This window comes from Rhodococcus sp. BP-332 (assembly GCF_019836065.1).
Classification (GTDB): Bacteria; Actinomycetota; Actinomycetes; order Mycobacteriales; family Mycobacteriaceae; genus Rhodococcoides.
On sequence record NZ_JABUEC010000002.1, the window covers coordinates 638,075 to 655,555 of the forward strand.

Here is a 17,481-nt window from a genome sequence, read left to right on the forward strand (position 1 = left end):
AGGACACCAGAATGACCACCATGAGCGACTTCAACTCGATGGTCGTCGCGGAGTTCCGCGACAACGGTGGACACGTGGCGACAGCCGGGTTCGGCGACAACCTCGTGGTGCTGCACTCGATCGGTGCACGCAGCGGCGAGGTGCGGCTCAACCCGCTCTTCGCGATCTCCGAGAACGGCACCTGGTTGGTGGTGGGCTCCGCGGCGGGGGCGGTGAAGGATCCCGCATGGGTACACAACCTCCGGGCTCACCCACGCATCGACATGGAGGTCCCCGGCGACGACGCGACCGTACGCACCATCGCCGTCGACGTCACCGAGGTGCCCGACGACGAATGGGAGACCCACTGGGCGAAGTTCACCTCGGCGTCCCCCGGCTTCCTCGAATACACGACGACGGCGGAGGGGCGACAGTTCCCGATCTTCCGCCTGACGCCCGCCTGACAGGGTCGGATCCAGCCGGCGTCAGGTCCACACGGCGTCGGCCACGCGGCGGAAGTTGCCGCCGAACACAGCCGCCACCGCACTCTCGTCCCAGCCGCGCTCGGCGAGCACGGCCGGGAGCGTGTGGGTGTCCTCGGGCGGAACCCACTGCAGTGCCCCGTATCTCGTGTACTCCTCGGAGAACGCCTCGGGGTGGAGCGCCAACTCGGCGTTGAAGTCCTCGTGGTCGAAGGAGTAGTCGCTGCCGACACCGATGTGATCGATCCCGACCAGGTCGACTCCGTACTCGACGTGGTCGGCCATGGCGCGCACCCGATCCGCGCGACGTTCGGGTTCGTTGACGCCGAGGAAGATGCCCACCCCGTTGATGCCGACCACGCCGCCGGTGTCGGCGCACGCACGCGCCTGCTCGTCGGTGATGTTCCGCGGATGTTCCCACAGCGCAGCAAAATTGGAATGACTGTAGATCATCGGCCGGGACGTCGTCGCGGCGATGTCGAGCCCCGTCCGCCGGGAACAGTGCGACCCGTCCGCTGCCATGCCCGCCTCGTTCATCGCCCGGATCAGGTCGCGTCCGTGGGCGGTGAGACCCGTGTCGACGGCGTCGAGGCATCCGCATCCCGCGGCGTTCGCATGGTTGTAGGTGGGCAGCATCGAGCGCACGCCCAGTTCGACGAAGTAGCGCACGTTGTCGAGGTCGCCGTCCAGAGGAGCGGAGTCCTCGAGGTCGAAGGCCAGGGCACGCAGTCCCCGTCGTCGGGCCTCGTCGATGTCGGCCACGCTCCGCGCCGGAAGGAAGCGACCGTCCGCGAGTGCCCGCGCACTCCACGTCGTGGCCAACTCCGTCGCCGACGCCTTCGTGTGGGGCGAGTAGCCGACGTTGACGGAGAGGTAGCTCCCCGCCTCGTACCGCGCCAGTTCGGTGATGTCGGTGTCCGCGTACAGCGGCAGGCAGGTGTGCTGTTCCCACAGCGCTGTCACCGCGCACCTCCGGCCAGCGCGCGAGAGAGCAACGGGGCGAACAGCATCGCGAGCAGTGCGTAGAGGCCCACCGACGGGACGAGCAGCGCCACCGCGGAGACCACCAGGAACAGAGCGACCGGAACCCAGGGCACCGCCGCGCCGCGCACACCGGGACGCAGATCTCCACGCAGGAAGCCCGCAGCGCTTACGCGTGCTGCGAGGAGACGGGACACGATCATGGTCACGGCGATGACCCCGAGGTACAGCCCCACCGACAACGGGTCCCCGTGGGGAGCCGCGACCTCCAGCACGGTCGCCACGGGCATCAGCACGATGCCGGCGAGCCACAGGAGGTTGAGCCGCACGACGACCTCGTCGTACCCCGTGACACGAGTGAAGAGCGCGTGATGATCGCGCCAGAACCCCGCGATGACCGCGAAACTGATGCCCGCGGCGACGAGTGCGTAGCCGTTCTCCCGCAGGAACGCTCCCGCACCCTCCGGGGTGTCGCGGGCACTGTCCACGAGGGGGAGCACGACGAGCGTGATGGCGATCGCCACCACCGCGTCGGAGAAGAACACGATGCGGTCCAGCCCCTGCTGAGAGCGCACCTCGGTGTCGGGTTCGGTCACCCGGACGACTCTAGGCCCGGCGGCGCCTCGCGAGAACGACGACCGTGCGCAGGAGTGATCCGACGTTCGGTCGCGCAGTGCCCGACAGCGGCCGCGTGCTCACCGGCACCTCGGCAATGATCCAGCGCTGATGGTGCACGGCGTGGGCGGAGGTGACGAGGGACGGGAGGAGACCTCCGCGCAGCGCCGCGGCGCCGTCGATGGATCGCCAGGCGTCGCCCGTGTACACGCGGAAGCTGGAGGTGACGTCGCGCAGCGGCAGGTCTGCGGTGTGCCGGATCAGCGCGTTCGCCACTCTCGTGCCCACGCGACGCAGCGCGGACGATCCGTCTCGACCACCCGTCGTGCTGCGCGATCCCACCACCATGCCGACACTGCGGCGCGCCGCGGCCTCGAGGAGAGCGGGGACGTCGGCCGGGTCGTGCGACCCGTCCATCAGGACGATCGCCTCACCGTCGACGGACAGCTCGTGCAGACGATCCGCCTCGACGAAGGTCACCTCGGCGCCGGGCAGGATCAGGCGCATCGCTGCCGTGACCACCGCCGATCGGTGACCGAGGTACACGACGTGCACGCCGGCGTAGTCGGTTCCCCGAGCCGAGGTGCCGTGGACACGGCTCCTGGAACCCGTCACACCGTGGCCCGCCACATCGTGGTTCGTCACGGCTCCGACGCCGTCGCTCTGGATCGACACGGTCATCATCCACTCCCTGTGATGGTCTCCCCGACCGAATACGGACTCATTTCGTCCTTTGTGGCGTGATACTACCCCATAAACATACCGCGATCTTGTTTTGATGCCACTGCGATTCCTCAACGCGCTGTTTCCGCACGCGGCGGCGGTGTCGCCCCACGGGCAGAATGGTGCGTGTGACCGACAAGTACGAGTGGCTCGAAGACGTGACCGGCGACGCCGCCCTCGAGTGGGTGCGTGCCCGTAACGAGCGCACGGTCGACGAGTTCACCGCGAACGACGAGTTCCGGACGCTCGAGACCGACATCCGGAGCATTCTCGACACCGACGCGCGCATCCCGTACGCGCGCAAGCGCGGCGACCACCTCTACAACTTCTGGAAGGACGCGTCGCACCCCCGCGGGCTGTGGCGGCGCACCACCATGGAGGAGTACCGGAAGGACAGTCCCGCCTGGGACGTCATCATCGATCTCGATGCTCTCGCCGAGGCCGAGGGCGAGAACTGGGTGTGGAAGAGCGCGCAGGTGCTCCGTCCGTCGTTCGACCGCGCGCTGATCTCCCTGTCGCGCGGCGGCGCGGACGCATCGGTGATCCGCGAGTACTCGCTCACGTCCCGCTCCTTCGTCGCACCCGACGAGGGTGGCTTCGTCGTCCCCGAGGCCAAGACGGACATCGACTGGATCGACGCGGACACGGTCTTCGTCGGCACGGATCTCGGACCCGGGTCGCTCACCGATTCCGGGTACCCCCGGCGCGCACACCGGTGGCTCCGTGGAACTCCTCTCGCAGAGGCTCCCGTCGTGTACGAGGGTGAGCAGACCGACGTCGCGGTGTCCGCCTCGCACGATGCGACGCCCGGCTTCGAGCGCAGCCTGGTCCAGCGCGCCACCGACTTCTTCAATGCCGTCACCTCCATTCTTCACGACGACGGATCGACCACGGTCCTCGACGTGCCCACCGATGCCTCGGTGTCCCTGCACGAGAACTGGTTGACCGTTCGCCTGACGACCGCATGGACCGTCGACGGCACCGAGTACGCCGCAGGGTCGCTGGTGGCCGCGAAGATCGACGAGTTCCTCTCCGGTGCAAGGGATCTGATCGTCGTCTTTGCTCCCGACGCCCGCACGTCGCTGCACCAGTACGCGTGGACCGAGAACCATCTGCTGATGGTGCTGCTCGAGGACGTCCGTTCCAGCGTGCACGTGGTGACGCTGGGCGACACGGTCACCTCCGAACGCCTGCAGGGACTCCCGGACGCCGTCGACGTCACCGTCATCGGCACCGACCCCGAGTTCGGCGGTGACGAGTACTTCCTCGACGCGAGCGGCCACCTCACTCCGTCCACTCTTCTGGTGGGCACCGTCGGGACCGAACCCGAGGTCCTGAAGTCCGCTCCCGCGTTCTTCGACACGACGGGCCTCGCGGTCGAGCAGTACTTCGCCACCTCACTCGACGGCACACGCGTGCCCTACTTCGTCGTACGGAACCCCGGAACGCAGGACCGTCCGACGGCCGCAGGCCCCACCCTCCTCTACGGATACGGCGGTTTCGAGGTCTCACTCACCCCCTCGTACAGCGGCGTGGTCGGCGCGGCCTGGCTGGCTCGGGGCGGTACCTACGTGGTGGCGAACATCCGCGGCGGCGGCGAGTACGGGCCGTCGTGGCACACCGAGGTGCTGAAGTCCGGTCGACACAGGGTGCACGAGGACTTCGCGGCGGTCGCGAGCGATCTGGTGGAGCGCGGCATCACCACCCCGGACCAGTTGGGCGCGCAGGGCGGCAGCAACGGCGGCCTGCTCATGGGCATCATGCTCACCAAGTACCCGGAGTCGTTCGGCGCCATCGTGTGTCAGGTGCCGCTCCTGGACATGAAGCGGTATCACCGCCTGCTGGCCGGGGCGTCGTGGATGGCCGAGTACGGAGATCCCGACGATCCCGACGAGTGGGCCTTCATCTCCGAGTACAGCCCGTACCAGAACGTCGCACCGCCGGGGAACTCGATCGGTGTGTATCCGCCGATCCTCATCACGACGTCGACGAGGGACGACCGTGTGCACCCCGGGCACGCGCGCAAGATGGACGCCCTCCTCGAGGAGTACGGGTACGACGTCTCCTACTACGAGAACATCGAGGGCGGCCACGGCGGTGCGGCCGACAACGCGCAGGCCGCATTCAAGTCCGCGCTGGCGTACACGTTCCTGTGGCGGACGCTCGGGGGCGGTACCCGCTAGGTCAGTCGGTGTCCGGTTCCGCAAGTCCGACGATGGACGGATCCGGGCGCCCCACCACCTCGTGGTCCTTGTTCGAGTAGTCGAAGCTGTTCAGCACGAAGCGCATCGCCTCGAGGCGGGCGCGTTTCTTGTCGTTGCTCTTCACCGTCGTCCAGGGGGCGTGATCGGTGTGGGTGAACCGGATCATGTCCTCCTTGGCCCTCGTGTACGCGTCCCACTTGTCCAGGGAGGCAAGGTCCATGGGCGAGAGCTTCCACTGCCGTACCGGATCGACCTGGCGGATGGCGAAGCGCGTCCGCTGTTCGAGCTGGGACACCGAGAACCAGAACTTGGTCAGCTGCACTCCGTCGTCGACGAGCATCTGCTCGAACAACGGTGCCTGGTGGAGGAATCGGTGATACTGCTCGTCGCTGCAGAATCCCATCACACGTTCCACGCCGGCCCGGTTGTACCAGGAGCGGTCGAACAGGACCAGCTCTCCGGCAGCCGGTAGGTGGGTGACGTACCTCTGGAAGTACCACTCCGTCGACTCGCGTGGCGACGGCTTCTCGAGTGCCACCACCCGCGCGCCGCGAGGGTTGAGATGCTCCATGAAGCGCTTGATCGTGCCGCCCTTGCCGGCGGCGTCGCGACCTTCGAAGACGATGACGTGGCGGCCACCGGTCTCCTTGATCCACATCTGCAGCTTCAGCAACTCGATCTGCAGAAGACGTTTCGTACCTTCGTATTCCGCGCGCGGCATCCGTTCGTCGTACGGGTACGCCTGGCGCCAGGTGTCCACCGGGACTCCGTCACCGGTCAGCAACACGGGGTCGTCGTCGTCGTCCCGCACGCTGAACGACGAGGTGTCCGAGAGGTCCACGATCCGGGACAGGGCGAAGTCATCGAGAGCGGTCACGCCAGGAACCTACGAGCCGCCGGAGACGGGACGGTGATCACGGGGTGAACAGCAGATGCCGTGACAGGCGGAGTTTCAGGGTACGTCTCGGGGTGGTCACCGATGGTGCAGCGCCCGGGCGGAACTCAGGATGGAGACATGACATTCCACGAGAGCAACTCCACCGTCCACCCGAACCCGAACCACACCACGCAGCTGACGCGAAGCCGAGACGACGCCTGGATCGCCGGGGTCTGCGGCGGTGTCGCCGCGTACACCGGATGGGATCCCAGCCTGGTGCGCGCCCTCACCGTGGTCGGCGCCCTCGTCTCGTTCGGCACCGTCGCCCTGCTCTACCTCGCGATGGTCATGCTCGTTCCCCGAGCATGACCATCGCGAGTTCGGTCACTTGCCTCCGGTCACCAACCAACCACAGGGAGAGGCCAAGTCGTTCGCTGCCTCGGGTCCCATCGAGCCGGGCTCGTACGGGAGCACGGCCGGCGGAGAGGTCAACAACGGTGCGGCGACCTCCCACACGTGAGCCAGTCCGTCGGGACGGGTGAACAACGACCGGTCACCGTCGAGTACGTCGAGAATGAGTCGTGAATAGGGCGACAGCGGCTCGGCGTCCGACACCGTCGACAGGTCGAGCGACATCCGACCGATCCCGAGGTCCTCGCCGGGGCCGGGCTCCTTGACCGTCATGGCGATGTCCACTCGGCCGTCGCCCGACAGGTCGAACGTCAGCACGGCGCCGTCGGCCGGCAGGTGCTTCACCGGTCCCTCGGGGCGACGGAACACCAGCGACACCCGCTGCGTGCTGGTTCCCAGCATCTTGCCGGTGCGCAGGACGAAGGGAACGTCGCGCCACCGGTCGGTGTCGACCCACATGCGTGCGGCGACGAACGTGTCGGTCGACGAATCGTCCGCGATCCCCTCGACGTCCTGGTAGCCGCGGTACTGACCGAGGACCACCTCGGACGTGTCGAGCGGGCGGAACGCCGCGATGACCGACTCGCGGGCAGTCTGCAGGTCGTCCGCACCGAGGCTGAGTGGGGGCTCCATGGCCACCTCCGCCGCGACCTGGAACAGGTGCGTCACCAACATGTCGAGCACGGCACCCGTGGCGTCGTAGAACTCGGCACGGTCGTCGATGTCCAGCGTCTCCGGCACGTCGATCTGCACCTGCTCCACGTGTTCCCGGTTCCAGATCCCCTCGATCATCCCGTTCGCGAAGCGCAGGATGTGCAGGTTCTGGGTGTTCTCCTTGCCGAGGAAGTGGTCGATCCGATAGACCTGCTTCTCGTCGACGATGGCATGGACCGCCTCGTCGAGCTTCTCGAAGTTCTCCTGCGACGTGCCGAACGGCTTCTCGTAGACCACCCGCGCGCCCTCGGCGAGATCGTGTGCGCCGAGCGCCTCGGTGTAGTCGATGAAGGTCGAGGGCGGCAGCGCGATGTAGTGCACGAGCTGCACGTCGCCGCCCAGCTCGTCCTTCACGTCTCCGATGACCGACGGCAGGTCACCCGGATCGTCGGCGGTGAATCCGTTGCCCGCGAAGCGAACACGGTCCGCGAACGACGACCACACCTTCTCGTCGATGCTGTCGACACCCTCCCTGGGACCGAACTCCTCGAGCGCCGCGCGGATGTGCTCGCGGAACTCGTCGTCGGTCTTCTCACCTCGACCGTTGCCCACCAACGCCCACTGCTCGGGCAGCAGTCCTTCCTGCGCAAGTTCGTAGAACGCCGGCAGCACCATGCGCTTGGCAAGGTCTCCCGTCGCCCCGAAGAGCACGAAGATGGTCGGAGCCCCGCCGGATTCGGATGTCGCAGTGTCAGCCATGCCTCCATGATGCCCAGTCGGGGGCTCCCCCGAACCTCGATCGCCTCACAGTGCCGCGTCGACGCTACTGTCGAGCCGGTGACACGATCGATCTTCGACGGCGACATCGCCGGTCTCGGGACCTCCAGCGGAACCAGGATCGTCGTCGGCCACTGGACGTCGTCGCCGCTGGGCGACTTCACCGATGTCATGGTCGAGTTCGCGGACGGCGAGCGCCTTCTGCTGGCACCGTCCGACGCGGTCCGCGAGTTCGTCACCGCGACCTACCACTTCGACAAGACGACAATCACCGACGTCTCGTATCACCGCCGAGGTGACCGAGTCGGCGTCTCCGCGGGTGATCTCGAGGTGTCGTTCCAGATCGGCGGCCCGACCCTACTGGGTCGACTGCTCACCCTCGCACCGACGTCGGTGGTCACCGCACCCTGGTTCTGTACGGTGAGCGACCCGATCGCGCGGGTCGTGATGCGCGGCGTGCGGACCAGGGGCACCGCCGGCGGTGGGCGGCGCGAATACTACGGAGCGCGAGGGCAGCGCAGCATCGTCGGCGCGACGGCATCGTGGAAGGGCGACGATCTGGGACACCTGTCGCCGGTGGAGCCGCCGGTGCGGTTCGGATTCGGGTCCACACCCGCGGCCCCGTCGACGACGCGGATACGCACGACGATCGACCACCGCTGACCGAGGTCACCGCAGGGTGGTGTTCTCGTCACGGGAGAGGAAGAACGCGTTCGAGCCGACGCGGGCGCACGCGACTCCGTCCTCCCGAGAGACGCAGAAGCTCTGCCCCGTGTTGATCACCTCGCCGTACTGCAGTGTGCGGATGTTCTCCGAGCCGGTGAAATAGCCCTGATTCGTGCAGTAGTGGATCGGCCCGGTGCTCTCCACGCGGACGGCGTACCTGCTGGTGGCACCGTTCGAGCAGACCTCGCCCTCGTCGGGAGCGACACTGGACACGGCCTGGCATCCCAGGAATCCGACCGAGGTTCCGTTCGGGAAGAGCCCACACGACACATTCCCCGACGGTGTCCGGAAGTAGTACCCCTCACCCGCCCCGCCACTGTCGCGGAAGAGCTCGGGATCCACCGACACCTCCTGCGACCCCGGACGCGGGAGTGCGTCCGCCGACCCTGCCGACTCTCCTGATCGCACGGTGGACTGCGGCTGCTCGGCCGACGGTTCCTCGGCGTCGGGCTGATCCGACGCGGCACCGGTGGGCGGCTCGATCGGGGCCGTGACCGGTGTTCCCGTCGGCGCAACGACCGATGTCCCCGTCGGCGTCACGATTAAGGTGTCAGCGGGCGCCGGAACCGCCGTCGCCGACGTCACCTGGTCCGGAGCCGAACATGCCCCCAGCACCGCGGCGCCGGCGACCAGGGCGGCCGCGACGGCGGCCCGTGTGCTCATCGAGAACGACATGTCGACTCCTGTCCGGAGCCGGCCGGTCGCCGCCCCCTCTGACATACCCATCGGTCTCTTTCGTGGCGTCGTTACCTGTACTCACGTCACGATCAGGACACGAGCCGGCTAACTGCCGTCGAGGGGTGCGATGCCGGCGATGAGTTGGTACGGAGTCAGCGAGAAACCACGCTGAGGTCCGAACCAGCGAATGCAGTCGACCAGGATCGTGGTGCCCTTGGCGCGCTCCGCAGCAGCGACGTCCGGACACGTGGGGAAGATCCCCGGCACCACCTCGTAGTACAGCGGCCCGACGTAGGTCGGCTCCGCGGAGGCGGTTCCCGCCCCTGCCAGCACCGATCCCGCCGTGACGGCTCCGGCGGCGAGCACTCCACCGACCACTCGCCGTAGTCCGATTCGCACCATGACACACACCTTCCGATGGGAGAGCCCCGGCCTTCGAAAACCGTACCGTGCGGACTGTTACGGGGGAAGAGGCATGCGGGAACGCAGGCACGGTTGCCGTAAAATACGAGGGTCCACCAGGCACTTGTTTCGATCAGGGGAGTCACGTGACCGCGCACGTCGAAGAAATGCAGTTCCAGGCCGAGACCCGGCAGCTGTTGGATCTGATGATCCACTCGGTCTACTCCAACAAGGACTCGTTCCTCCGTGAGTTGGTGTCCAACTCGTCGGACGCGCTGGACAAGCTGCGACTCGAGTCGTTCCAGAACAAGGATCTCGGCGCCGACACCTCCGATCTTCACATCGACCTGGAGATCGACAAGGAAACCCGCACCCTCACCGTGCGGGACAACGGCGTCGGCATGTCGCGCGACGAGGTCGTCGATCTCATCGGCACGCTCGCGAAGTCGGGCACCGCCGAGGTCCGCGCGAAGCTGAAGGAAGCGAAGGACGCGGCCGCGTCCGAGGAGCTCATCGGCCAGTTCGGCATCGGCTTCTACTCCACGTTCATGGTGGCCGACAAGGTCACCCTCGTGACCCGGCGCGCGGGTGAGGACACCGCGACGCGCTGGGAGTCCAGCGGTGAGGGCACGTACACCATCGAGGAGGTGTCCGACGCGCCTCAGGGCAGCGCCGTGACCCTGCACCTGAAGCCGGCCGACGACGAGGATCACCTCTACGACTACACGTCCGAGCACAAGATCCGCGAGCTGGTCAAGCGCTACTCCGACTTCATCGCATGGCCCATCCGTATGCAGGTCGAGAAGACCACCGGCGAGGGCGACGACGCCACGACGGTGCTCGAGGACGAGACCGTCAACTCGATGAAGGCGCTCTGGACGCGGTCGAAGGACGACGTCTCAGAGGACGAGTACACCGAGTTCTACCGCCACGTCAGCCATGCATGGGACGAGCCGCTCGAGGTCATCCCCATGAAGGCCGAGGGCACCTTCGAATACCAAGCGCTGCTGTTCATTCCGTCGCGCGCACCGTTCGACCTCTTCATGCGCGAATCGAAGATCGGCATCCAGCTGTACGTGAAGCGCGTGTTCATCATGGACGACTGCGAGGAGCTGGTGCCCGAGTACCTGCGCTTCGTCAAGGGTGTCGTCGACGCGGCGGACCTGTCCCTCAACGTCTCTCGCGAGATCCTGCAGCAGGATCGCCAGATCCGCGCCATCCGGCGCCGCCTGACGAAGAAGGTGCTGAGCACAGTCAAGGATCTCCAGGCGAACGAGCCGGAGAAGTACAGCACGTTCTGGACCGAGTTCGGCCGTGCCCTCAAAGAAGGGCTGCTGTCCGACCACGACAACCAGGAGACCATCCTCGGGCTGTCGTCCTTCGCAACGACGCAGAGCGACGAGAAGCCGACCACGTTGGCGGAGTATGTCTCTCGCATGAAGGACGGCCAGGACGCGATCTACTACATGACCGGTGAGTCGCGTCAGCAGGTGGAGAACTCTCCGCACATGGAGGCGTTCACCGCCAAGGGGCTCGAGGTGCTGATCCTCACCGACGCCGTCGACGAGATGTGGACCGGGTCCGTCCCCGAGTTCGACGGGAAGCCGTTCCGCTCCATCGCGAAGGGTGCCGTGGACCTGGGTGACGACGAGGCGGAGACCGAGGAGAAGGACGCACGAAAGGCGCAGTTCGCCGACCTCACCTCGTGGATGGCCGAGACGCTGTCCGACGACGTGAAGGAGGTCCGCCTGTCCTCACGCCTGACCACCTCACCCGCGTGCATCGTGGGCGACGACTTCTCCCTGAGCCCGCAGCTCGAGAAGATGTACCGCGCCTCCGGCCAGCCGGTCCCCAAGACCAAGCGCATCCTCGAGCTCAACCCGGACCACGCGCTGGTCACCGCGCTGGAGAAGGCCCATGCGGAGAAGAAGGACGAGATGGCGCTGGCCGAGACCGCCAAGCTGCTCTACGGCACAGCCCTGCTCGCCGAGGGTGGCGAGCTGGACGACCCGGCGTCGTTCGCGAAGTTGTTGGCGGAGAGGCTGACACGCACGATGTGACCTGAGGACATATGCCCACCCGTAGGGTGGGCATATGTCGGGGGACGTGGTCGTGATCGGGGCGGGGCTCAGCGGGTTGGTGGCAGCACTCGACCTGAGCAGGGCGGGGCGCTCGGTCATCGTCCTCGAGGCCGCCGACCGGATCGGCGGCAAGGTTCTCACCGTCGACACCGAAGGTCACCACGTCGATCACGGCGCCCACTGGATCGGTGGAGACCAGACCGCGGTGCGCGCACTCGCCGCCGAGTTCGGTGTCGACACGGCTCCCGAACCGCGACGGCGACGCGGTGCGGACGAAGTGTTCGCGGCGGCCGGCCGCGTCCACCGCTATCACGGTCAGGTGCCGCGCATCCCCGTTCGCGAGTGGCTCCCCGTCGGTTCGGGTATCGCGCGCCTCGACCTGGCGGTCCGCACCGTCGACCGCGCGGTGCCGCTGCTGTCGACCTGGCGGCCCGGAGATCACGAGATGTCCGACGTTCTCGCGCGTCGGATGTTTCCCTCCGCCTACGGCCGCGACATCCTCACGTGTTTCTTCCGGCTGATCTTCGGCGCCGACCCGGACGAGGTCCCCGCCCGAGCCGCACTCGAGTACCTGCGCGCGGCCGGCAGCCTGCGGGCGATCGCCGAGGTGCGTGACGGAGCGCAGGAACGCTACTTCGTGGACGGCACCGCATCGCTGATCTCAGCTGTGGCACAGCACCTCTCCGCCCCGCCGGAGACGACTCGACCCGTCATCGCGATCCGGCCGGACACCTCCGGAGTCGACGTGGTCACCGCGGACGGCACAGTCCGCGCATCCTCGGTGGTTCTCGCGGTTCCCCTCCCCCGCGCCGCCGACATCGACGGCGCGCTCCCCGCCGGACTCGGGGACCGGATGCGCACCTCCCGCATGGGCGAGTACGCGAAGACCATCGTCGTGTACGACAGTCCGTGGTGGCGCGAGAACGGACTCACCGGAACGGCACTCGACGTCGACGGCCCGGTCCAGATGATCGTCGACGGCAACGCCGGACGGGACTCGCCCGGCATCCTGGTCGCCTTCAGTGGCGGTCGAGCCGCGGCAGACCTGTTCTCCCGCACAGATCGCCGTGACATCGTCGTCGCCGAGCTGGTGCGGCTGTTCGGCCCTCGGGCGCGGTCACCTCGTCGTGTCGACGACATCACCTGGTCGGCGCAACCCTGGCTGGGTGGGGCGCCCACCGCGATCCCGCCGTACGGAGGCGTCTTCCACCATCAGGACCTGACCACGGACCGCGTGCACTGGGCAGGAACGGATCTGGCCGATCGCTGGCCCGGCTACCTCGACGGGGCCGTGCGTTCCGGTCGGCGAGCGGCACGTGAGATCCTGACTACGTCTCGAGGTGGGACCGTCTGAGATCGGGCAGTCTCCGCGGTGCCGCGAGCCGACGCAGAGCCGGTGCCACCGGTCGGCCTCGGAGAAGCCCCTCGGTGGTGCCCGCCTCGAGGGCCTTCCGGTAGACGAGGACCGCCTCCCGCACAGCATCGACCGTGTGGTCGATGTCCGAGTCCGTGTGCGCCGCGGACACGACGAACGACTGACCGAGGACACCGCGGGACAGCATCTCCTGCAGGAAGAGAGTCCGGTAGGCCTGCGAGGGAACCCCGTCGGCATCCGCGGTGGCGAACACCAGGCAGCTGGGGCGTCCGAGGACCCGAAGGTGCTCCCCGACACCGGCATCGAACGCCACCTCGGTCACGGCGTCACGCAACCGGGCGCCGGCGCGCTCCATGGCGCCCACGGGGTCCTCCGTCTCGTACGCCCGGACGACGGCACGAAACGCGGCGAGCCCCGTCGTCTCCGGTCCGTGCGTCGTCGACAGCAGGAAGACTCGGTCGGAGTCCGTGCGCAGACCGCCTAGTTCCATCAGATCGCGGCGGCCGGCGAGCGCGGACACCGGGAGTCCGTTGCCCATGGCCTTGCCCCAACACGACAGATCGGGAGTCACGCCGTACACACCCTGCGCACCCGCGGACGACCATCGGAACCCGGTGATCATCTCGTCGAACACGAGAACGGTCCCGTGTCGATCACAGGCTGCGCGGACGGCCTCGAGATACCCCGGTGACGGTTCGGCCAGCGCACCGGCTGCCTCCATGACGACGCACGCGATGTCGTGATCGGCCAGGATCCGTTCCAGCGCAGGGGTGTCGTCGAACGGGAACCGATGCACCGCGCCGTGCGGGATACCCGCGTTCATCTCCGTCGTCCCGATGAACCAGTCGTCGACCGAGAAGAACGGCTGCGCACAGACCGCGATCTCGGTACGCCCGGTGACCGCACGCGACAGGCGGACGGCCGCGGTGGTCGCATCGGAGCCGTTCTTCGCGAACTTCACCATCTCCGCGGTGGGAACGGTCCTCAGGAAGTCCTCCGCCGCGAGGACTTCGAGCTCGGTCGGCCTCGAGAAGTTGGTTCCCCTGGCGACCGCGTCCGCCACGGCGTCGACCACGGGACGGTACCCGTGCCCCAGTGTGACCGAACGCAGACCACTCCCGTACTCGACGTACTCGTTGTCGTCGACGTCCCACACACGCGCGCCGACCCCGTGCGTGAGGATCGGGGTGAGGTGCTCCGGGTACTGATCCGAACCCCGTGCGTACGTGTGACTTCCACCGGGGACGAGGCGGTGCAGACGTTCCTGGAGTTCCGAGGATCTCTCGTGTGTCATCGCGTGGCCTCTCGGCGGTCGTCGTGGGAGGGACGGGTGACGTCAGGGTGGTCCGCCTCGCGCCGCAGGACGGTCCGCGCGGTCGTGGCGACGAACCACAGCGTCACCGCCCACTCGGAGACGAGCACCCCGACGACCATGGTCACGACCGATCCGGTGACCGAGGTGATCAGCAGAGCCGACGCCGCGAGGGTGACGCCGAGGACGGCGCCGCCGAGGACCGTGGACGTCCGACCCTGCGCCGGCAGCACGGCGGTGGTGACGTAGGACGTGAGCGTGGTGGCTGGGAGGATCCAGGCGAGGATGCGCAACAGGTCGGTCGCCTGGGCGAACTCGGTGCCGTAGACGATGCGGATCACCAGGGGGGCCACGAGCGTCAGCCCTGCCGCGGCGGCGACCGCGAGTGCGAGACACCCCGCCGCACCCTGCATCGTCCGCGCCCGGAAGGCCTGGCCGTCCCGAATTCGGGTCATCCGCGGGAGCAGCGCGAACCCGATCGGATCGAGAACCGACTGTCCCGCTCGGACCAGCCGGTCCGCGGCCGAGAACAGGCCCAGGGAGACCGCGTCGAGCACCGTGGAGTACGCCGCCGCGCCGCCCTGTCCGTAGCCGGTCAGCAGGAGCCGCGACGCAAGCACCGGTGCCGCCGTTCTCAGAGTGTCACCGACCCGCCACGAGGGAACGAGGCGTCCGAAGTGCCGGTCGGCGTCCACGCCGGTGGCGATCACGGTGACGATGGACGAGCCGCCCAGACAGGCCAGCGCGACCTCGGGCGACGGGAACTGCGGCAGCAGAACGACCAGCGCCAGCAGGTATGCCACACGTCCGGCGGCCTGGTAGGCGGTGGAGGCACCGAAGCGGCCACGACCGATCAGCAGCCAGTCCTCCGACAGTGACCAGACACCCCCGGCGACCGCCCCGAGCAGGATCATTCGGGCGGCACCGTCCACACCGGCGGCCCACCCGACCAGCGCCGCGACGACGAGCACGGCGAAGAGTCCGCACCGCACCACCGCGTACGCGCCACGCACCTGCGTGATGTCGGGGTCGTCGACGCGCGCAGCGAAGTACTGCGTGGCACCGAGATCGACGAGAACCGAGCCGAGGAAGTACGCCGACATCCCCACCGCGACGAGCCCGACTCCTTCGGTTCCGAGCAGCCGGGCTGTCAGCGGCAGGGTGACGAGCGTGACGAGGAACTGACCGTAGGTGCCGAAGCCCACGAGCAGGACATCTCGGGCGAGCCGCAGCATCAGCGCCGCAGGAGGCGGTCGGCCACGTCGCCGGCTCGCGCACGTAACCGGGTGAGCACGGCGCCGAGAATGCGTCCGTCTCCGGCGAGGACGTCGCCGGTGGAGACCAGAGCCGGGAGTTCGCGTGCGAGACGGTGATGCAGCCGGACCGACTCGCTGAGTTTGCTGTAGCTCGACGTCCGGCTGCACAGGTTGAAGGTCGAGTCGCGCCACGCTGCGTCGATGGTGGAGACGCCGTGGAAGTCCCCGTGAGCGCCCATGCGAGCGAACAGATCGACGTCCATCGGGAACACCAGGTCGCCGCGGAAACCGCCGACCCGGTCGAACAGATCCCTGCGGAAGGTGGTGGCCGCGGTCGGCCCGAACTCGGCGGGACCGCGGCGCACGATGATGCCCGCGAGATCCTTGCCCGGGCGTCGACCGAGCAGGCCGGGGAGGCCGAGCCCGGTCTCCTTCACCGACCCCTGCTCGTCGATCACCTCGAACTTGGACGAGACCACCGCGATCCCGGGATCGTCCAGTACGGCCTGCTGTCCCGCCAGCGCACCGGGACGGAGCACGTCGTCGGCGCACACCACCTTGACGAGCCGGCCCGTCGAGGCCCGCACGGCCGCGTTCCAGTTGTCCCCGATGGCGAGCACCCGGTCGTTCCGCACGATCCGGACGCGCTCGTCGCGGAAGGAGCGGGCGATGTCGCCGGTCGCGTCGGTGCTCGCGTTGTCGAGCACCAGGACCTCCATGTCCTCGTCCTGGTCCAGGACGGAGGCCAGTGTGGTCTCCAGGGTGCGCGCGGCCTCGTAGGCCGGGATGCACACCGAGAGCGGAGCGGTCATGAGCGGAGTCCTTCCGTGGCCGAGTCGAGATCGACGAACGACATCTCCGGATGCGCCGCAGCGACCTCCGGGAGGAGATCCGGGACGGTCACCACCACACGGTCGGGACGATGGGTGTACAGCCATTCCGGGCCGACGATGGGAACGTCCGTACCCGGCATGCGGCGGCCCCATTTCGCCGGGGACGCATCGACGACCGCGCCGACCGTCTCCGTGGTCACCCCCGCCATCGCGAACAGAGCGACCGCACGCGACGCCGCTCCGTACGCGGCGAGCGTCACACCCGCGCGAGACGACGCGCCGAGTCTCGCCCGCACCGCCTCGACCTCGGCGACGGCGGCTGCTCCGAGGGACGACACGACGGTGGGATCGGTGACGGCGGCAGCAGCCTCGGCTTCCCGCACGCGCCGTGCCGTCACGAGGTCGTCCTCCCACACCGGGAGGCGCACCGAGTCGTCGCGCATCGCCGAGACCAGGAGAGTCCCGCCGTAGAGGTCCGACTCCCAACACCCGGTGGGCATCAGACCCGCTGCCCACAGAGCGGTCTCGAGCGCGGTCGACGACCAGTAGGCGAAGTGTCCGTGGCGGAGCGCCGTCCACTGGCGATCCCGCACGATGGTCATGAAGGAGTGGACCTGCAGCACCAGTACGCCGCCGTCGCCGAGCAGCGCCCGACGTTCACGCAGAGCGGCCGCCTGGTCCGGCTCGTGCATCAGCCCGAAACCGTCGACGACGAGGTCGGCGGAGCGCGAACCCGCCACGGCCGGACCGGCATCCGCGACGCCACGGGATCTCACGTCGGGGATCCAGGACCCACCGTGGGGGCTTCCGTACTCGCGGACCACGGCGCCGTCGGGGAGCCACCCGCGTCGCACGATCTCGTCCATCGCCCGAGAAGCGGCTCGCGTCAACGCCTCCGGCTCCACTCCACGCGGTTCGTCCGCGCGGGTGTCGTCGTCCAGGAGCTGTGCCAGGCCGCACGTCGTGCACAGGCCCATCGCGAGAGCATGCATCTCGTCGCCCTCGGGAGAGGACTCGGCCGTCGGGAAACTGTCCGCGGCCGGCACGAGGCCGAGATCGAGCACCGTGGACACCGTCGCCGAGGCGCAGGCTCTGCACGAACTCATGAGATTCTC

Annotated in this window: 17 protein-coding genes; 6 read left to right on the forward strand and 11 right to left on the reverse strand. The window is 68.1% G+C overall.

Going from position 1 to position 17,481, the window contains the following annotated elements; translation table 11 throughout:
• The first annotated feature begins 20 nt into the window (after positions 1 to 20).
• Entirely contained in the window at positions 21 to 443 is a 423-nt protein-coding gene (locus HQ314_RS08670) for a nitroreductase/quinone reductase family protein (RefSeq protein WP_222650072.1), read from the forward strand.
• Between the two features lie 21 nt (positions 444 to 464).
• On the opposite strand, the gene HQ314_RS08675 is transcribed toward HQ314_RS08670, so the two are convergent.
• The 3 genes from HQ314_RS08675 to HQ314_RS08685 are packed head-to-tail and all read right to left on the reverse strand — an operon-like array spanning position 465 to position 2,738.
• Complete coding sequence (locus HQ314_RS08675; protein ID WP_222649821.1) at positions 465 to 1,424, reverse strand: dipeptidase; 960 nt, start codon at positions 1,422 to 1,424, stop codon at positions 465 to 467.
• The gene (locus tag HQ314_RS08680; protein WP_222649822.1) at positions 1,421 to 2,038 is read right to left on the reverse strand and encodes a TMEM175 family protein; all 618 of its coding nucleotides are present in this window, start codon (positions 2,036 to 2,038) and stop codon (positions 1,421 to 1,423) included. The genes HQ314_RS08675 and HQ314_RS08680 overlap by 4 nt, the downstream gene beginning before the upstream one ends.
• Positions 2,039 to 2,048: 10 nt before the next feature.
• Positions 2,049 to 2,738 carry a hypothetical protein gene (locus HQ314_RS08685; protein WP_155957054.1) on the reverse strand — a complete coding sequence of 230 codons (690 nt, stop codon included), beginning with the start codon at positions 2,736 to 2,738 and terminating at the stop codon, positions 2,049 to 2,051.
• 161 nt (positions 2,739 to 2,899) lie between these two features.
• Between HQ314_RS08685 and HQ314_RS08690 the strand changes: the two genes are divergently transcribed.
• Positions 2,900 to 4,963: a prolyl oligopeptidase family protein gene (locus HQ314_RS08690; protein ID WP_222649823.1), complete on the forward strand. Its 2,064-nt coding sequence runs from the start codon at positions 2,900 to 2,902 to the stop codon at positions 4,961 to 4,963.
• Between the two features lies 1 nt (position 4,964).
• On the opposite strand, the gene ppk2 is transcribed toward HQ314_RS08690, so the two are convergent.
• Positions 4,965 to 5,837 carry a polyphosphate kinase 2 gene (ppk2, locus tag HQ314_RS08695; RefSeq protein ID WP_222632634.1) on the reverse strand — a complete coding sequence of 291 codons (873 nt, stop codon included), beginning with the start codon at positions 5,835 to 5,837 and terminating at the stop codon, positions 4,965 to 4,967.
• A 162-nt stretch (positions 5,838 to 5,999) separates the two neighbouring features.
• On the opposite strand from ppk2, the gene HQ314_RS08700 reads away from it, so the two are divergent.
• Positions 6,000 to 6,230: a PspC domain-containing protein gene (locus HQ314_RS08700; RefSeq protein ID WP_037186123.1), complete on the forward strand. Its 231-nt coding sequence runs from the start codon at positions 6,000 to 6,002 to the stop codon at positions 6,228 to 6,230.
• A gap of 15 nt (positions 6,231 to 6,245) precedes the next feature.
• Here the strand turns inward: HQ314_RS08700 and HQ314_RS08705 are convergent, their stop codons facing one another.
• Positions 6,246 to 7,685 (reverse strand): glucose-6-phosphate dehydrogenase (NADP(+)), encoded by a 1,440-nt coding sequence (locus tag HQ314_RS08705; protein WP_222649824.1) that lies wholly within the window; start codon positions 7,683 to 7,685, stop codon positions 6,246 to 6,248.
• A 78-nt stretch (positions 7,686 to 7,763) separates the two neighbouring features.
• Between HQ314_RS08705 and HQ314_RS08710 the strand changes: the two genes are divergently transcribed.
• Positions 7,764 to 8,366, forward strand: a complete 603-nt coding sequence (locus tag HQ314_RS08710) for a hypothetical protein (protein WP_222649825.1) — start codon at positions 7,764 to 7,766, stop codon at positions 8,364 to 8,366.
• 6 nt (positions 8,367 to 8,372) lie between these two features.
• Here HQ314_RS08710 and HQ314_RS08715 read toward each other — a convergent pair whose 3' ends face one another.
• Complete coding sequence (locus HQ314_RS08715; protein ID WP_222649826.1) at positions 8,373 to 9,092, reverse strand: hypothetical protein; 720 nt, start codon at positions 9,090 to 9,092, stop codon at positions 8,373 to 8,375.
• Positions 9,093 to 9,212: 120 nt separating this feature from the next.
• Positions 9,213 to 9,509, reverse strand: a complete 297-nt coding sequence (locus tag HQ314_RS08720) for a hypothetical protein (protein ID WP_056441499.1) — start codon at positions 9,507 to 9,509, stop codon at positions 9,213 to 9,215.
• Positions 9,510 to 9,676: 167 nt separating this feature from the next.
• Between HQ314_RS08720 and htpG the strand changes: the two genes are divergently transcribed.
• Both htpG and HQ314_RS08730 read left to right on the forward strand, forming a co-directional pair.
• Entirely contained in the window at positions 9,677 to 11,569 is a 1,893-nt protein-coding gene (gene htpG / locus HQ314_RS08725; protein ID WP_261781572.1) for a molecular chaperone HtpG, read from the forward strand.
• 34 nt (positions 11,570 to 11,603) lie between these two features.
• Complete coding sequence (locus tag HQ314_RS08730) at positions 11,604 to 12,944, forward strand: FAD-dependent oxidoreductase (protein ID WP_222649828.1); 1,341 nt, start codon at positions 11,604 to 11,606, stop codon at positions 12,942 to 12,944.
• Here the strand turns inward: HQ314_RS08730 and HQ314_RS08735 are convergent.
• From HQ314_RS08735 to HQ314_RS08750, 4 genes are read right to left on the reverse strand one after another with little or no spacing between them, the layout of a single operon-like run.
• A complete protein-coding gene (locus HQ314_RS08735) occupies positions 12,919 to 14,259 on the reverse strand; it encodes a glutamate-1-semialdehyde 2,1-aminomutase (protein WP_222649829.1) in 1,341 nt (446 codons plus the stop codon). The two genes, HQ314_RS08730 and HQ314_RS08735, sit on opposite strands and share 26 nt — an antisense overlap.
• Positions 14,256 to 15,512, reverse strand: a complete 1,257-nt coding sequence (locus HQ314_RS08740; protein ID WP_222649830.1) for a lipopolysaccharide biosynthesis protein — start codon at positions 15,510 to 15,512, stop codon at positions 14,256 to 14,258. Before HQ314_RS08740 ends, HQ314_RS08735 begins: the two co-directional genes overlap by 4 nt.
• Positions 15,512 to 16,345 (reverse strand): glycosyltransferase, encoded by an 834-nt coding sequence (locus HQ314_RS08745; RefSeq protein ID WP_056441485.1) that lies wholly within the window; start codon positions 16,343 to 16,345, stop codon positions 15,512 to 15,514. The genes HQ314_RS08740 and HQ314_RS08745 overlap by 1 nt, the downstream gene beginning before the upstream one ends.
• Positions 16,342 to 17,472, reverse strand: coding sequence for a class I SAM-dependent methyltransferase (locus HQ314_RS08750; protein WP_027506285.1), 1,131 nt, complete (start codon positions 17,470 to 17,472; stop codon positions 16,342 to 16,344). The genes HQ314_RS08745 and HQ314_RS08750 overlap by 4 nt, the downstream gene beginning before the upstream one ends.
• Positions 17,473 to 17,481 lie beyond the last annotated feature (9 nt).

Bases quoted from the DNA above. Each gene is read 5' to 3' on its own strand.
- HQ314_RS08670 (WP_222650072.1), top strand. From the start codon at position 21: ATGAGCGACTTCAACTCGATGGTCGTCGCGGAGTTCCGCGACAACGGT.
- HQ314_RS08685 (WP_155957054.1), bottom strand. From the start codon at position 2,738: ATGACCGTGTCGATCCAGAGCGACGGCGTCGGAGCCGTGACGAACCAC.
- HQ314_RS08690 (WP_222649823.1), top strand. From the start codon at position 2,900: ATGGTGCGTGTGACCGACAAGTACGAGTGGCTCGAAGACGTGACCGGC.
- HQ314_RS08700 (WP_037186123.1), top strand. From the start codon at position 6,000: ATGACATTCCACGAGAGCAACTCCACCGTCCACCCGAACCCGAACCAC.
- HQ314_RS08705 (WP_222649824.1), bottom strand. From the start codon at position 7,685: ATGGCTGACACTGCGACATCCGAATCCGGCGGGGCTCCGACCATCTTC.
- HQ314_RS08715 (WP_222649826.1), bottom strand. From the start codon at position 9,092: ATGAGCACACGGGCCGCCGTCGCGGCCGCCCTGGTCGCCGGCGCCGCG.
- HQ314_RS08720 (WP_056441499.1), bottom strand. From the start codon at position 9,509: ATGGTGCGAATCGGACTACGGCGAGTGGTCGGTGGAGTGCTCGCCGCC.
- htpG (WP_261781572.1), top strand. From the start codon at position 9,677: ATGCAGTTCCAGGCCGAGACCCGGCAGCTGTTGGATCTGATGATCCAC.
- HQ314_RS08730 (WP_222649828.1), top strand. From the start codon at position 11,604: ATGTCGGGGGACGTGGTCGTGATCGGGGCGGGGCTCAGCGGGTTGGTG.
- HQ314_RS08735 (WP_222649829.1), bottom strand. From the start codon at position 14,259: ATGACACACGAGAGATCCTCGGAACTCCAGGAACGTCTGCACCGCCTC.
- HQ314_RS08740 (WP_222649830.1), bottom strand. From the start codon at position 15,512: ATGCTGCGGCTCGCCCGAGATGTCCTGCTCGTGGGCTTCGGCACCTAC.
- HQ314_RS08745 (WP_056441485.1), bottom strand. From the start codon at position 16,345: ATGACCGCTCCGCTCTCGGTGTGCATCCCGGCCTACGAGGCCGCGCGC.
- HQ314_RS08750 (WP_027506285.1), bottom strand. From the start codon at position 17,472: ATGAGTTCGTGCAGAGCCTGCGCCTCGGCGACGGTGTCCACGGTGCTC.